Here is a 14,918-nt window from a genome sequence, read left to right as displayed (position 1 = left end):
GTGATGGTGTAGTATATGATGAAGACGGAACGGTTAAGAGTTATGAAGTTACACTTAGTACACAAGACGGTACCAATTGGACCGGATAATCCAGAAACTCCAGGGCAACCAATTCACCCTGATGATCCAGATGGACCAACTTGGCCAGCTGGTACTGATAAAGCATCCTTGACCAAGACAATTACGCGAACCATCAATTATCTGGACAAATCAACTGGTAAAGTGGTTTCTAAGCAAGTAACACAAACAGTGACATATAACCGAACAGCTATTGTGGATGAAGTGACAGGTGCATTGTTAGGATATGATACCAACGGTGACGGAAATGTCGATACAACTAATGAGGATGCCGCCTGGGTTGCAGCCAACGGAGACCAGTGGTCATTAGTAACATCACCTGATTTGAGTGATGATGGATATGGATCACCGTCGCTAGCACAAGTGGACTCAGTCACTGTAACAGCTGACACCGCTGATTCCGTAGTAAATGTTTACTACGATACCCCAAGTACTCCAAGTACTTCAGGTACTTCAGGTACTTCAGGTACTCCAAGTACCCCACTTGTAAATACTTCAACAACAGTAACTAATGGTGGCATTAACGGCAAATTACCACAGACGGGTGACGAAAAAAATACAAATCTTTCTATTATGGGAGTAATCTTACTAGCATTGTCCAGTGTATTGGCACTATTCGGTTTAGGAAAGCGTAGGGAAACTAAATAGTAAATTGATGATTTACAGTATCTATTTTTCTACAGTTTGTTAACTCAATCATTGCTTGGAGCTAATTGAAAGATTTTATAGGGGCTAGGAAAAAACTAGTCTCTGAATAATTTAAAAGCAGAATCAAATTTATCGGCTCTTTGTCAAATCCTGTTGATGAATTGCTATAACAGAGTTGAAAGTCACATGGCTTTCAGCTCTGTTTTTTTACTTGGTTTGATTCTCATTTGTTATAGGTTAATACGTGAAATCATGTGGTGATAGTTTCGATAACCGAAGGCTGTTCGCTGAATCTGTCTGATCATTCTATTGATACCTTCAATTTGACCGTTAGAATATTCTGATTCACTAGAATTGAGGGCGACCTATAGATTCCTTTTGAAGGTGTTTAAGATTTCTTGCATCTGTCGACTAAGTTTTTCACTATTGTAAAGATATTCAATAATCTTATCTTTATCATGGTTTTTAGGACTTTTCATGATACCTTACACAGCGGTATATGATGCCGATAATTGATCATCAACTGGCTAACCTAATTCAACCTTTTCAAGCTACGTAAGTTGTTGACGCAGATGTCTGTCATAGAATAATTGTGTTTCATCTAATTTATCTGAATAATTTAACTACAAACGTCATGCAAACTTTAGTTTGCGATATTCCAGGGACTTATTATCATACTTTTTGAACGCTTGGACTCGTGTTTGATTGAAAGAACGGGTCATCATTGCCACGATGTGAAATCGATCAATAATTATTTTAATGTTTGGGAACATTAATTTAGCAATATCTTGACAGTAGCTGTTTAAATTTAGCATAACAGTTTTAACACGTTTACGTACACTTGGTCAAAGCATGCAATAATATCTTTTTAAAGCGATTTGGAAGTGTTTGCTGGAGCTCATGATCGCCAGCACCATTAATACAAATAAAATGTCATTTACCACCAACACCCCTGAGTTCGTCCATTGCAAGGTGCAATGGTAGGTAGTTGTAATTACGTCTAAATAGTTCGTCGTAATTATCTAGATATCGACAAACTGTGCTATTTGCGACGCATGCATCGCAATACTAGCTCAGGTACGATCATCTTGTAGATATTACCTTTTGAAGAGTAGCTATTGATATATTGCAGTATTTATCAATAGCAGCCGTCAAAAAATCTTTATGTATCTACAAGAGACCGTACCCAAGATAGTATTGCGACAGATGCAAGATACCTTAAACACCTTCAAAAGTAGGTCGTCCTCAATGCGAGTGAATCAGAATACTCTAACGGTCCAATTGAAGATATCAATAGAATGATCAAACAAATTCAGCGAACATCCTTCGGCTATCGCAACTACCACCACATGATTTCACGTATTAAACTACAACAAATGAGAACCAAACTAAGTAAAAAAACATAAGCGTTTCAAGATAGAATCAACATACCCATATGTTTTGCAAACGGATTTAAGTAAATTTTTCGAAAACATATATACGCATTTATTGTCTCAAATTAGTATTACTGATTCAGAAAATTCTGAAAAGTTTAAAAATTATCTACTCTGGTTGGATGAGTATAATCAAAAAATAAATGATGATCATACAAAAGGGATCATACAGGGTCCAATCTCCTCCAAAATATCTGCAGAATTGTTCCAATTATCACTGGATAAAAAAATACTTAGGTTAATCGACAAATTAAATTTAGATATTAACTTTACTAGCTACGTTGATGACTATCGTTTTTTTTCCAAAAGAAATTCTGATTTAGAATTAATAAAACACCATTTAATAAAACTATTCAGGCAATATGAATTGTCTTTTAATGACAGCAAATTTCAAATATATAAAGGTTTTGAAATACAAAAACAAGCGCATCTAGACCGTTATCCTGTAATAAAAACTCTTACAAAGGGACATATATCACAGTTTTCATTTGAAGATTACACCGCCCTAAGAGAAACTATTATTAATGTACTAGCAGAAAGCGATATACCTACTGCAAAAGCCATCTTATCAATGGTTAAAAATCAAGTAAAAAACAAAAACGTAAAATTTAAGGATAATAAAGTAGTAATATCCTTAATGCTTTTTTTAATAAAAATAACATATGTCAAGCCTATACTATTCATGCATATTTACAAGGTTATTTCTGTAGCTGTCTCTACTGCAATACCAGCCGTTAGACACAAAATTTGGAGTACTCTCTTTGCGGAATTAGATTATATCGAAGATAGCTTTTCTGATACAGATTTAGAAGTATGGTACTTCTATGCCTTGGGTAAAGCAGGTACATCTAAAGAAACATCCAAAATATTTTCTGCATACAAGAAAAAGAAAAAACAAACAGACCTTAGTGTATTGGTTTTAACAGTTCTGCTGAAGCAACACAGCAAACAAATAAAAGAATTGAATTATAAATTACTAGTATGGCAAATAGTAGTTCAAACCCAGATAAATACTGGGCAAGAATTTCTCAATCCAAATGGTGGCTCCCTATCTCAAAACTTTGGATAGTAAATGAAAGAAGTGTTAGTAATAATATTAGCAAATTGTTTATCTCAAATAATTGTAATAAAATTCAATGGGATAAACTTGGTATAATAGAGTTTCTACTAAGAAACAATAATTATCTAAATGCTATATGATCTTTTGAAGGCCTATCCGTATAAATTAAACCACAAAACTATAGAAACGAATATTAGCTATTATTTTGAATCAAAATTCGTATATTAGGACGGATATTTGCCTTGCTAAAAGAGATTAGTTGGTTTTCCTATATTAATAATGATGGAATAGATTTTACTCCATTAATTATTTTTGAAAGTGATGTGTTTTTTTATGGCTAGCGTTGTAAGTAAGTTTATTGATATTTGTACTGAGTATAAATATGTTCCCTTATCTTTTATCTTGGGTGTTGTTTTTCTTGTTTCTTATTGTTTAAATATTCTACCTGGTTACAGTGGGTGGATATTTACTATTTTTCTAATTTTATTAATTAGTTTTGCTTTTAATTTATGTCATATTCTTTATCGTCAGCATAAAATTGATAAATATATGAAAAGTCTAGCTAGTGACAATAATTATTTTAATATATTATGTAAGCTCCATAAAGCTGATGGCTCACCTGTTGATTTTGATAATCGGAATATATATATTAGTACTTTACAAAATGCTGGAATGATTGAACTTAAAAGTTATTTGCCTGTGGAATTTCATAAAGGGTTTGATAGTGTGGGTCATGAATATTCTGGTTATACTATTTCTTATTTAGGCGAAAAATATTTGAAACAAGAGCTTTTAAACAGAAAAAGGTAATGGTTAAAATTTTCTCTCAGGGTCTATAAACTACAAATCGCCCCTCGAAAACATTGAAACAATAACCCCCAACATCTATAATGCAGATGTTGGGGGTTATTATTATTTTATCACTATTAATAACCCTTAAAAAGCAGGGCTAAATTGAATTGTTAATCGTTGATTAGTTGCCTGAGCGATCTCAGATAATACCTTAGTCGAAGCATTCATTGATCCATTTTCAATTCTAGCAATTGTTGATTGTGGTTTACCAATTAGACTAGCAAATTCACGTTGACTCATACCCATATTTTCACGAAGATCACGAACTTTAACGGCTACCTCTAAATTAATATTTTCTTGTTCAACGAGGTTTGAAAAATCAGGATCATTTTTACTTCTTTCAGCAACGTATTCATCAATTCTACTCATTATTGGCCCTCCTTGTTAAAATACTGGCTGCGTCGATTCCGAGCAATCTTCTTTTCATTTTCTGGTGTTTTTTGCGTTTTTTTAGTGAACGCATTGGTGATTAAATACTGAGATCCTTGTACTTGGAAATAGATGGCTCTCTGAATATTTGAAGCTCTCTTAGAACGAATCTCATAGAGATTGTTTTCTAGTTTTTTTACCCATAATTGACGTTCTGCGATAATGAGACCGTTATTTTCAATATTTTGAATGGTCGCAATTAATTTGGCAGCGTCTTTATCAGGCAATTGATCCAAAAATTGTTTAAATTCATTCCAGTCATAATAGTCAAATTCTATTTTTTTCATATTCACATGATAGCCTATTGGCTATCAAAAAGCAAACATACGACTCCAACAACGAGGTGATTTATATGCAATAAGTCGTCTTACCCATCAAAGATTCTAACGTTCTTAAAGAGGTTCAAGATACCTTACTCAACAACTTTAAAGCTGGCCGGCGTAACTATACAATTTTTCAAGTTGGTAAAGCTACGCTACTGAGAGTGAGTGATGTCATGGGTTTAAAACAGACTGATATTTTTAATCCGGACGGGTCTATTAAACAAAATGCGTTTATTCACGATCGAAAAACTGGTAAACCGAATACCTTGTACCTTAAACCAGTTCAAACAGAACTCTTATTGTACCGTCAATGGCTGCTTGATCATCAACTAGCATCTGAATGGCTCTTTCCTTCCATTCAACACCCCGAGCGCCATATCACGGAAAAACAGTTCTACAAAATTATGAGTAAGGTTGGCGATCTGTTAGGTATTAATTATCTAGGTACTCATACCATGCGCAAAACCGGGGCTTATCGGGTTTACACGCAATCAAATTACAATATCGGCCTAGTCATGCACTTACTAAATCACTCCAGTGAATCCATGACTTTAGCTTATTTAGGCTTCGATCAAGAAAGTACAGAAAACATGTTGAACCAAATTGATTTTGGGTAAATTAGTTTGATTTTGTTGTCGCCAACGGCGACTTCTGATACAGAATTTAATGTCCTAGTACAGCATAGAATAATTTCTATGTGTAAGTGCACATTGACCTCGTCTTAATCGGTCTGCTGATAACCAAAATAGGAGAATTCTAAAGTCAAAACCAAGTTAAAAAGATAAGTTCAAAGCCTCAAGACCTAAATCAACAAATTAGTTATAATAATTAATGCACCTGACTCACTCACTCCACACTCATCGCATGATGAGGAGGAGGAGGTGACTTAGGTGACAAAATCTCTATTTGCTAAAATTCTAATCGGAATTCTAGCATTTGTTATTATAAACAGGTAATCACATAAAACACGCCCTTGCTACTTACTACAGAAAGGGCGCTTTTTTTGAAACAAAAAAGCAAGTTGACCTATTACAACCAACTTGCTTACACCTGTGGTAACAAAATCTATTTAATGATTATAACACCTGCAAATAAAAGCCACCAAAATCTTTAAAATGATTCTAGTGGCAGTTTAGAAATATCTGTCATTATTTTTTTAGTTTTTTGAGCAACAAAAACAAAATTTTCTTCGTTCAAAAGCGCCTTGTCATCTTGATAAAGTTTAATAATTTGCTGATGATTTGTGTTTAGATCTTCTACCAACGCTCTTTTATGGTTATGATTTATTTTCAAAATTATTGAATTAATATCTGCCATTTTTTAATTTTTCTCCACAAAAAAACGTACGTCAGACGTATGTATTTAAACCAGATATTTTAACTTGAGTGATATCATCAGTGTATAGCTTGAATCCCTTTGTTTTGAACCTTTTGGTCGCCACTGGCGACATATCACATTTAGATGTGATATCAAAACACCTTATGCTCATTGGGAAGTTACTAGGTTTTAAACAGATTTTAGCATCTTAACACTTAAATTGAAACACTCTAAAACTAGACAATGGCCAAGTTTATGAGGTGAAATCAATCACCTAATCAGTTAAAAATACTTTCAATTTTAAAAATATTTGCGGATTATGTTAACCCCCTAACCCAGCTAAATTAAAAAGTAATCAACCTAATAATGCGATAATTCTCCGCAATCATGGAAGGATGGTTATGCCAAGATCTAAGCACTCCGCCACTGAGAAATTGGCTTTATTAAAGAAATTTAAACAGTCAAACATGACTTGAAATTTCTTTGCACGACAACATGGCATCAATTCGTTCATACCGCAGGTGGAACCTTCGGTATGAACGAATTGAAATTAATGAACTTGAAAAGGCAAAAAAATAATTGGTATTAGTCGCAAGCCTATTACAAGGAACTTAATCGCCAGAAAACGGTTTGGAAATGCCATGATAAACAGCTAAAGAAACGTACGCAGTATTGGTTAGATAAGAATCTACAAGGAATCGGTGTGAGAAATGTCTTAAGTAATTTAGAACAAGAATTTCCAGTCACTTTCAAAATGGTTCGACGTGTTATGCGTGAATTAGGACTTCGATGGCAGGCGTGTATGAAGAAACACAGTTTCATTAAACAACATGAGAAATATATTTTGGATAATGTATTGAACCAGAATTTTGACGTCAGTGCACCAAACGAAGTTTGGTTGTCTGATTCAACAAAATTTCCTTAGGGGATTAATGGTGAACACAAAATGCGTCTCAGTGGCGTCTTAGATTCCTATGGACGACGATTATCGGATAATCTCAGTGAAACTGAAACTAGTGCGGCTGCCGTTCAATTATGTCAAAATTCATTCAGTAACTTTTTAAATTGGGGATACAAAAAATGCTTTTATATAATTATCCCATGTAGATATCATCTTTGTACGTTGAATTTCTTCCGATATCGAATAAAGGTTGTCCGTTTAATCCCAGTATTACGGGCAACATCAACATCACTCATGCCTGCTTGATAAAGCTTAAACGCATGCTGTAAACGCGGGTCATCTTGGGTATATTGAGGTTTTCGCCCATGATATTTATCCTGCTGTTTGGCCAAGGAAATCCCTTGTTGCTGCCGTTCAATGATCCGCTTTCGTTCACTTTCCGCTTGATATTTATATAGCTCAATGATGAGATTAGTCATCAGTTGTCGTAAGTTTTGGTCAGCAATACCAGTCATGGACGGTAAATTTAACACATCTAGGGTGGCGCCCTTATTTTGAATGGTATTCATAATCTTAGTTAAATCCTGGTTATTTCTACCTAAACGATCTAATTCAGTGACCAGGACAATATCACCTTCGCGAATATAGATCAGCAATTTTTGCAGTTCTGGTCGATTGGTGTTGGCCCCACTTAATTTATCCGTAAATAGTTTATCAACTCCTTTTAAAGCAGCCAACTGTCGGTCTAAATGTTGTTCCTTGGAACTCACGCGAGCGTACCCGATTTTAGCCATTTTTAATTCTCCTTTTGGACAGTTCTAATGGACATTTATGATTCCAAGTATAGCACATAATCAAAAAAGGCCACAAGGGTATACCCTTGTGGCCAATAAAGGAGATTTATGAATCTAATCTTTGTAGTTAGGTTCTATAAAATTTAAAAATCGGTGCTTCCAAATATGATATTGATAAAAAATTAATCGTTTGTTGAGCGCTCATTATTTGATTGGAAGCACTTGTAGTCAAGTCCCATACCATTTCTAAACAATATCCTAGGCCATATGCCATTTTAATTGTGGTATCTACACAAAATTCAATCTGAGAACCACAAACCTCAATGGGCCGACTTTTATGTTCGGTTAACACGTCCTGTATGATAAAACGAATCAGCATGTGCTTTTTGAATTAATATGTTATTAAGAAAGACCTCATAATTATAAATATTTTTAAATCGAGGAATTCTTGTTTTAATAAAATCAGTGAAATTTTACTATCTATTTACTCAAATTAGTTGACCTATTGGGCTACCCTCGCTTGATTGGGAGGTTGGTTGAACGGTGAATGGCAAAGTTGGACCCTAGTTGCGAGCAAATTTTAACTAAAAAAATAAGCGTCGCGCTAGAGTCCAACTCAACTGCTTACTTGACCGATCGGCCGTCTCACGTATTTAGTTAACCTCGTAGCTGTTGTCTCTCGACAAACTAACCACCCTAATAATTACTGCCCTATTAGCGTTGTGATTAGTTACCGTGCTCGTAAGCACCAGTAAACCGCCCTGACCCTTATTGGTGGTCACCACCATTCATCACCCACAACACGAGGTCGTTGCTTATATGATATAGCCAGTTGTTATTGCGGTCGCACTGGTAAACGTGTCTATTTAGTTTGGATTTTATCCATGCAGGTTGGCTTCTACATTGTCAAAATTCGCCACACATGCTACAATACAGTTAATTTGATTAAACCGTTTAGTTGCGTCCGATGCCAGTCGGGTGTGGCTTTTTTTATATTATTTTTTACAAATAAAATAATACTACCATCAGCACTTGATGTAAAGCTAAACAACATAAAATCTCTTTTCCACTTTTGTTATTTTAATCTCCTTTTCTCCTTTTCTCCTTTTCTCCTTTTCTCCTTTTCTCCTTTTTTAAAATAATTATGCTGTTAAATAAGCATTTTTCTCTAAATAAATCTCTTAATCTCTTAATCTCTTAATCTCCTTTTCTCTTTTTTTTGTTAGAATTGTCATCAATCTCCTTTTACATTTATCTTTAGTTAGATTATAATTACACAAAAGGAGATTAATAACATGACTTACACAATAATAAACGCTCAGCAAAAAGGCGGTGTCGGAAAAACAACTGATACTGTTATGGAAGCCATTGTTGCTGCCACGTTGTTTTCAAAAAAAGTATTAGTTATAGATACAGATTTGCAGGGGAATGCTACACAATTCTTATCTAAAACTTTCGGGAACCCTGAAATACCCTATACGTTAATGGCATGCTTAACCAGTGGTGATTTGAGCAGGGGTATTGTTAAACTAGCTCCTAAAATAGATATGATAGCATGCGATTATGACATGAGAAATTACACGGAATTTTTAGATAAAAAGTTTGATAACATAACCGATAAAACATTCTTTTTAAAGAAACTTTTAGACAAGATAAAAGATGCATATGACTTTATTTTTATTGATGTTCCACCATCAACAGATATAAAAGTTGATAATGCAATGGTTTGCTCAGATTATGTAGTTGTAATACAAGAAACTCAACAATTTTCTTTCGACGGGTCGAAACGATTAATACTTACTTATTTGCAAACATTGGTTAATGATTTTGGAAACAAGATCAATGTTCAAGTTGCTGGTGTTCTACCAGTACTATTGCAGTCGAGACGACCACTACAAGAAAAAATAGTACATGAGACTGTTGGTTTTTTTGGAAAAGATAATGTTTTTAACAGTATAATTAATAATCACGCGAGGATAGAATGGTACACAGCCCAAGGAGTACAATTTGAGGATTTCCATGATAAAAGAATATTTGCTTTGTATGCAGATATTTTTCAAGAGCTCCTGTTAAGGATAGATTCTTTTGAAAATACTGGTGATGTTGTTAACTTTAAATATGAGCATAAATTTATTAATGGTAATCGGCTAACTCAGAAGGGCAAGGAGATGGAACTAGATGGCTTTACTAAAAAGGGATAACAACCAGCAACCAAACATTAAAAATACTGCTGATATTAGTAGAAATATTAATTTAGATAAAAAATATAACGCCAAGGACCGAAAAACAATCAAAGTTGATCCTCCTGTGTATGAACTTATTAAGAGCATGTCGATTGTAACTGGCATGAAAATGTATGATCTAGTCAAAGATATGGGAAATGTGTATTTAGACGAGCGAGTTTCTAATCGTCAAAAAGAAACAATTCTTTTGATGGTAAATGAAGATAACTAAAAAACATGCCTCCCAGCGATTTTAAGTGCCCTATAATTGTTAGACAATAATTATGCGTACCCCAAAAGTTAAATTGAATACAGTTTGACTTTTCTATGCGATGATTTGTCGGTATTCTATCGGCGACTTGCCACCTAGTTTCATTTGAATCCTAGTTTAGTTGTAATACTTAATCCAAGTCTTAATTGCTTGGATTAGAGATTCGGGTGAGTGATATTGCTTTAGGTTGCCTATTTCAACCTTCATCTTGTTAAAAATTTTTTCTATACAAGCATTGTCTAAGCATGTTGCTCGACGTGACATGCTTGGAGTTACATGGGCTTGACGACATTTTTTGCCACAACTTATGTCGGTATTTCCATCCCTGACCGGTATTTGCCTTAGGCAGATTCGAAAGTAGCTCATCTAATGGCTTCAACACAAAATCTAATTTCGGGCAACCAGATGTTATGGAATAGGTCAAAATTTCATTATTGTACAAGTCCATAATTTGCTCTACATAGACAACTTCGAGTGTACTTGGTATCTTGAACTGGGTTACATCAGAGATCAGCTTTTGAAGCAAGAGATCGCATTGAAAACGATGGTGAAGATGATTCTTTACGCGTGTCCCTTAGGGACCCATCGATAAATCACACTTTCGAGTTTGTTTGTGATAACCAGTACCCCGAATTGTCAAACCAAGTGCAACAAATAGACCTATTCCAGAAAATTGGTATAGTTAGTCAGCTAACTCGGGAACAATGTCCGCAGGACATTTATAGTCTAAGTACTTTCTTGGACGGTGATTAAGTGTGTATTGAACTTCTTGAACATCAATAATGGAAAAGTCTTTGAATGACTTTCCTTTAGGAAAGAATTCTAGAAGTAAGCCATTAGTGTTTTCATTAATACCACGCTCCAAGGCGAATATGGATGAGCAAAATAGACATCTGTTCCAGAAACATTATCCAGCAAAGCAAACTCAACTCGTTTTTCAACGCTGGCTGGGCGCAATTCGATTGATTTACCCAGTATTTTTTTATTGATTTTGCTATGGTGCTTACCGTCATGTTTTACACGACGGCGTAATTTAATTGGTAGATCTTAATTTCTCAATGAAAAAAGGTGGCACTCAATATATCTGTACACCGTTGGTGTTGAAGGACATGGGTAACTCGGATAATTCTGTCTAAATCAATGTACAAATGTATCAGCACTGTGCAATCTCGGCTTTGATCTAAGTGCTTTAGTGAGTAGCTCAATAAAGAATCCACATTTGGCAAATAATCCTTTCCAGACACAATGTGAACGATGTTCACGATAAACGGCTTCACCAGTATCTGCAAAATAGGTTGTATAAGCACAATGTCGACGAGAATCTATCTGTGTTGTTGTGCCTCGCTTTAGTTCACGATATACAGTACTTGCGTTATGTCCGATTAAATCTGAAATTTTACGAACTAGAATACCAAGTTTATAAAATGATTCAATTTACCCACGCTCATATGATTGTAGTTGTTGGTAGTGCCTGTGAGTAGTATTCTTAGATTGGGTCATGAAGAGACTCCTTTCTTACTTTGTTTAGTCGCTTATAAGAATAGGTCTTCATGGCCTTTTTATCTAGACCAAATGGTCTAGTTGGTTAATGTTGCACTTCGATTTTAAATTGGGGTAAAATATTATTGTTAAATTTTTTTAATTTGTGTTAATCTTGTAAAGACATTGAATAACTAAACGCTTCTGATTTGGTTGCGTGGGGCGCTTGTTTGTAAATGTTAAATCATTTTTTTGTTAAATTATTTAATTGCATCATCTTAAAAGTACAGTCACAAAGTCCAATTCAGGGCTTTGTGTTTGTAATCAAGATAAAGCGCTTACATAAAAGTGATGGAATGTTAAAATCTATCAAGATGTTGAAAACGTCTGCCTCTAAACACATATATTCGCACATACCGCCCGGACACGTGTTTTTTGGTTAAAAATATGTTTTATTTAAATAAAAGCCAAGACGTACAAGTATACGCAAACATAACCATCTGCACTAGGCCCTGTCAAGTTGACAGATGAAATAATATAATTTAATAGTTTGTGCTACTAAATGGCTTCATTCCAGTACTCATCTGGGGTGAGTCCATTTCTTTGCGCTGAACGATTTTCATAGTTGAAATATTCAGTTCCTTCTTCAACCAATTTCACGAGTTCTTGATAAGTTTTTGGTATTGGATGGCGTGCTATCCAACGAAGTTTAAACTCATTACGCTAAAGTTCCATTGGTTTGTTATCATATGGTGTTCCTGGGCGTGACATACTTCTTTGTACTTCAAATTGACTTAAAAAATTATTGAATGCGCCCGAGGTTGTATGCTGATCCTCGATCTGTATGAATCAACGGGTGAACATCACCGGCAAACGTGAATGCATACTGTCATTTAAACGTTCAATATTTCCTTCTTCAATACTTTTTAATTCTCTAACTTCCTGATCGTAGGGATTATGTTTAAAGTTATTCTCCTGATTATTATAAAAATACGCCGTTGTTCGGAGTGCGTTTTCGTGCACTTCAACCGCACCGATATTATTAGCTTGATAAATATCAGTTCCCTGAATGGGCGAATTCGTCAACATATTTTGCAATAATGACAACTCATCAAACCACACATCCGTGTCGCAGGATGACGTATGCGATAACTGTTCAATTTTAATGTTTACTTGCGGTAGTCTAGCAGCATCCAATCCAGTTGTTAAGGGGCCAATCAAATAATAGAATGACATTCGGTCTGCAATAAGTGCATAGCAAACAGAATGACGGCCAAAAATAATTGGAACACCTGGTTTAGCTTTTTTTTTCAGCAAAGAGACAATATTGGCTTCATTCACAAAACTTTTTTCCCTGCGTTTTTGACCATAGTAATCGATTTGCGTTGACGTATTAAAAACCCTAACTTCAGCGTGCGTCACTCTAACGATATGTTGGAGGATTGCGGCTTTGGTGTGTTTATCCAACTGGGTTCACCTCTAATTTGGTTTGGTGGTTCAGAGTGAACTATAGCAAAAAAGCCTATGTTAATGCAACAAACACATGCACCAAAGCTTTCTAGGCTGAAACATATCCAGTTTCATATGACAGCAAATCATTTTTTAAAGCATAAAACTGCTATTTCATTTTTTTATGAAAATTATTAAAATCGACCCTATAATAGCCATTGCACTGGCCAACGGAAAAATATCATGATAACCTACAAGTCCAATTACTGAGGATGCAAAAATTTGTCCAAACACCTGCCAACCATTGTTCGCCATATTCAATAGGCTCAAATCTTTAGCTGCTGTCTTTGGGTCAGGCAACACTTCAATATGCAAAGCTTGATTAACGGAATTATACATTCCCATCCCAGTACCAACAATTGCAGCATATACCAACATGATCCAATCCTTTGTACTAAACATTGGTGCAAGCAAGCCGCTGGAAATTAAAACGCCGACAAATATTACTGGTAACTTTCGCCTACCAATTTTATCAGACAAGGGTTCGGCAAAAACACATAGGATAATGGCTGTTACCATCAAAATCATTGATATCCAAGTAACGTAACTTTGCAGCACCTTGCCATGAAGCTTAATGTATTCTGTTAAAATGTAAAGTTGGTAACTAGAAATGGCAAAGGATGCAATTTGCATACACAGTTTACCAAAAAGTTCCAAGTAGAAATTCCTATCCCCTTTTGTTGGAAAAGCAAAGTTTTCCGAAAGATTTTTCATTGTAATTTTATCAACTGTCATATTTTTTGTGGATTTTTAGTGAATGATTAATCCATCCAAGGGTCCTGAGAAAAAGGTTAACACAGCCATGACAATAAAACCGTTATATGTAATTGAAAAAATAGCGAAGCAAATGCCTGACCCCCATATTGGTCTGCTACTAAACCAAGTGCATAAACACTTGAATTGTACCACGATATTTTGGTGATGTTGAATCAGCAATAACAGCAATTAAAGGTTCCACAATCATGTTCAAGAAAATCATGCACACGCAATCTGATAAAATAACTTTCCAATCCTGTTGAAGCTTTTCCCAAGAACAGAATACAAATTGCCGTTCCAACAGAACCGATGACAATCCACGGTGTTCATCGTCCCCAACGTGACCGTGTTCTATCCGAAATACGCTTCAATAATGTTAGCAATCGTTGATACAATCATCGCCTTTTTAATTGTATTGCAAGTTGTGCAACTTTGTTGGATCATTTCGATACTTCCTTTTTTCTCTTTCTCATACATCCCGTAAGGAATAAGAGGAATTTTATTGAACTTATCTATGACAGCCGCATAATTTGATTCACTACCATATCCAGCATAAGACACAACATATTTAAACAAATCCGGAAAGGGTAAATCAGATAAGAATGGGACTAAGGTTCTGATATCCGTAGGATTCGAAAAGACTCCAAAATTTAGATTTTAGAAATTTACCTGATACACTCATGAATAAAATAACGTCAAAGAGGAACCATGTTCCACGGAAATTTTTAAATTATAAGACGACAATAGAAGTATTCATGTCTTATATAACAGATAATCAAAGTATGTATCTAAGTTAATTTGACAATTCAAGAAATAAAGGTTCTTCGTCAAGAAGTACTGATAGAA

At 35.0% G+C, this 14,918-nt stretch carries 16 protein-coding genes and 3 pseudogenes; 8 read left to right on the top strand and 11 right to left on the bottom strand.

Annotated features, from left to right (window positions below):
• Nucleotides 1-15 precede the first annotated feature (15 nt).
• Nucleotides 16-726 (top strand): mucin-binding protein, encoded by a 711-nt coding sequence (locus FD16_RS11710; RefSeq protein ID WP_056938563.1) that lies wholly within the window; start codon nucleotides 16-18, stop codon nucleotides 724-726.
• A gap of 230 nt (nucleotides 727-956) precedes the next feature.
• Here FD16_RS11710 and FD16_RS12665 read toward each other — a convergent pair whose 3' ends face one another.
• Nucleotides 957-1,031: a transposase gene (locus FD16_RS12665; protein ID WP_235778191.1), complete on the bottom strand. Its 75-nt coding sequence runs from the start codon at nucleotides 1,029-1,031 to the stop codon at nucleotides 957-959.
• Nucleotides 1,032-1,358: 327 nt separating this feature from the next.
• Nucleotides 1,359-1,541, bottom strand: coding sequence for a transposase (locus FD16_RS12660; RefSeq protein ID WP_076625648.1), 183 nt, complete (start codon nucleotides 1,539-1,541; stop codon nucleotides 1,359-1,361).
• 423 nt (nucleotides 1,542-1,964) lie between these two features.
• Between FD16_RS12660 and FD16_RS12655 the strand changes: the two are divergent.
• The 3 genes and pseudogenes from FD16_RS12655 to FD16_RS11700 form a co-directional block, all read left to right on the top strand.
• Nucleotides 1,965-2,132 (top strand): annotated as a pseudogene (locus FD16_RS12655) (transposase); the annotation flags it as partial.
• Between the two features lie 10 nt (nucleotides 2,133-2,142).
• Nucleotides 2,143-3,228 (top strand): RNA-directed DNA polymerase, encoded by a 1,086-nt coding sequence (locus FD16_RS11705; protein WP_081479661.1) that lies wholly within the window; start codon nucleotides 2,143-2,145, stop codon nucleotides 3,226-3,228.
• A 324-nt stretch (nucleotides 3,229-3,552) separates the two neighbouring features.
• The gene (locus tag FD16_RS11700; RefSeq protein ID WP_010623332.1) at nucleotides 3,553-4,029 is read left to right on the top strand and encodes a hypothetical protein; all 477 of its coding nucleotides are present in this window, start codon (nucleotides 3,553-3,555) and stop codon (nucleotides 4,027-4,029) included.
• 126 nt (nucleotides 4,030-4,155) lie between these two features.
• On the opposite strand, the gene FD16_RS11695 is transcribed toward FD16_RS11700, so the two are convergent.
• Both FD16_RS11695 and FD16_RS11690 read right to left on the bottom strand, forming a co-directional pair.
• On the bottom strand, nucleotides 4,156-4,440 hold the full coding sequence (locus tag FD16_RS11695; RefSeq protein WP_010623321.1) for a helix-turn-helix domain-containing protein: 285 nt from the start codon (nucleotides 4,438-4,440) through the stop codon (nucleotides 4,156-4,158).
• Nucleotides 4,440-4,787: a type II toxin-antitoxin system RelE/ParE family toxin gene (locus FD16_RS11690; protein WP_010623322.1), complete on the bottom strand. Its 348-nt coding sequence runs from the start codon at nucleotides 4,785-4,787 to the stop codon at nucleotides 4,440-4,442. The genes FD16_RS11695 and FD16_RS11690 overlap by 1 nt, the downstream gene beginning before the upstream one ends.
• Before the next feature lie 86 nt (nucleotides 4,788-4,873).
• Between FD16_RS11690 and FD16_RS11685 the strand changes: the two genes are divergently transcribed.
• Nucleotides 4,874-5,440, top strand: a complete 567-nt coding sequence (locus FD16_RS11685) for a site-specific integrase (RefSeq protein WP_235778190.1) — start codon at nucleotides 4,874-4,876, stop codon at nucleotides 5,438-5,440.
• Nucleotides 5,441-5,933: 493 nt separating this feature from the next.
• On the opposite strand, the gene FD16_RS11680 is transcribed toward FD16_RS11685, so the two are convergent.
• A complete protein-coding gene (locus FD16_RS11680; RefSeq protein WP_010623324.1) occupies nucleotides 5,934-6,140 on the bottom strand; it encodes a hypothetical protein in 207 nt (68 codons plus the stop codon).
• Nucleotides 6,141-6,843: 703 nt separating this feature from the next.
• Here FD16_RS11680 and FD16_RS11675 point away from each other — a divergent pair.
• On the top strand, nucleotides 6,844-7,065 hold the full coding sequence (locus FD16_RS11675) for a transposase (RefSeq protein ID WP_010623325.1): 222 nt from the start codon (nucleotides 6,844-6,846) through the stop codon (nucleotides 7,063-7,065).
• Nucleotides 7,066-7,250: 185 nt separating this feature from the next.
• On the opposite strand, the gene FD16_RS11670 is transcribed toward FD16_RS11675, so the two are convergent.
• The gene (locus FD16_RS11670) at nucleotides 7,251-7,835 is read right to left on the bottom strand and encodes a recombinase family protein (protein WP_010623326.1); all 585 of its coding nucleotides are present in this window, start codon (nucleotides 7,833-7,835) and stop codon (nucleotides 7,251-7,253) included.
• Nucleotides 7,836-9,130: 1,295 nt separating this feature from the next.
• Here FD16_RS11670 and prgP point away from each other — a divergent pair.
• Complete coding sequence (prgP, locus tag FD16_RS11660; RefSeq protein ID WP_010623327.1) at nucleotides 9,131-10,036, top strand: ParA superfamily DNA segregation protein PrgP; 906 nt, start codon at nucleotides 9,131-9,133, stop codon at nucleotides 10,034-10,036.
• Nucleotides 10,014-10,289: a DNA segregation protein PrgO gene (gene prgO / locus FD16_RS11655; RefSeq protein WP_010623328.1), complete on the top strand. Its 276-nt coding sequence runs from the start codon at nucleotides 10,014-10,016 to the stop codon at nucleotides 10,287-10,289. The genes prgP and prgO overlap by 23 nt, the downstream gene beginning before the upstream one ends.
• A gap of 156 nt (nucleotides 10,290-10,445) precedes the next feature.
• Here the strand turns inward: prgO and FD16_RS13375 are convergent, their stop codons facing one another.
• From FD16_RS13375 to FD16_RS13190, 5 genes and pseudogenes are all read right to left on the bottom strand, one after another.
• Nucleotides 10,446-10,592, bottom strand: coding sequence for an integrase core domain-containing protein (locus FD16_RS13375; protein ID WP_420835647.1), 147 nt, complete (start codon nucleotides 10,590-10,592; stop codon nucleotides 10,446-10,448).
• A gap of 418 nt (nucleotides 10,593-11,010) precedes the next feature.
• Nucleotides 11,011-11,828 (bottom strand): annotated as a pseudogene (locus FD16_RS13195) (transposase).
• 828 nt (nucleotides 11,829-12,656) lie between these two features.
• The gene (locus FD16_RS11650) at nucleotides 12,657-13,274 is read right to left on the bottom strand and encodes a hypothetical protein (protein WP_010623329.1); all 618 of its coding nucleotides are present in this window, start codon (nucleotides 13,272-13,274) and stop codon (nucleotides 12,657-12,659) included.
• 156 nt (nucleotides 13,275-13,430) lie between these two features.
• Nucleotides 13,431-14,030, bottom strand: a complete 600-nt coding sequence (locus FD16_RS11645; protein WP_420835646.1) for an MFS transporter — start codon at nucleotides 14,028-14,030, stop codon at nucleotides 13,431-13,433.
• 504 nt (nucleotides 14,031-14,534) lie between these two features.
• Nucleotides 14,535-14,726, bottom strand: a pseudogene (locus tag FD16_RS13190) (IS5/IS1182 family transposase); the annotation flags it as partial.
• Nucleotides 14,727-14,918 lie beyond the last annotated feature (192 nt).

It is taken from the genome of Paucilactobacillus suebicus DSM 5007 = KCTC 3549, from assembly GCF_001434475.1.
Classification (GTDB): domain Bacteria; phylum Bacillota; class Bacilli; order Lactobacillales; family Lactobacillaceae; genus Paucilactobacillus; species Paucilactobacillus suebicus.
This window is presented reverse-complemented; position numbering and strand designations above follow the sequence as displayed.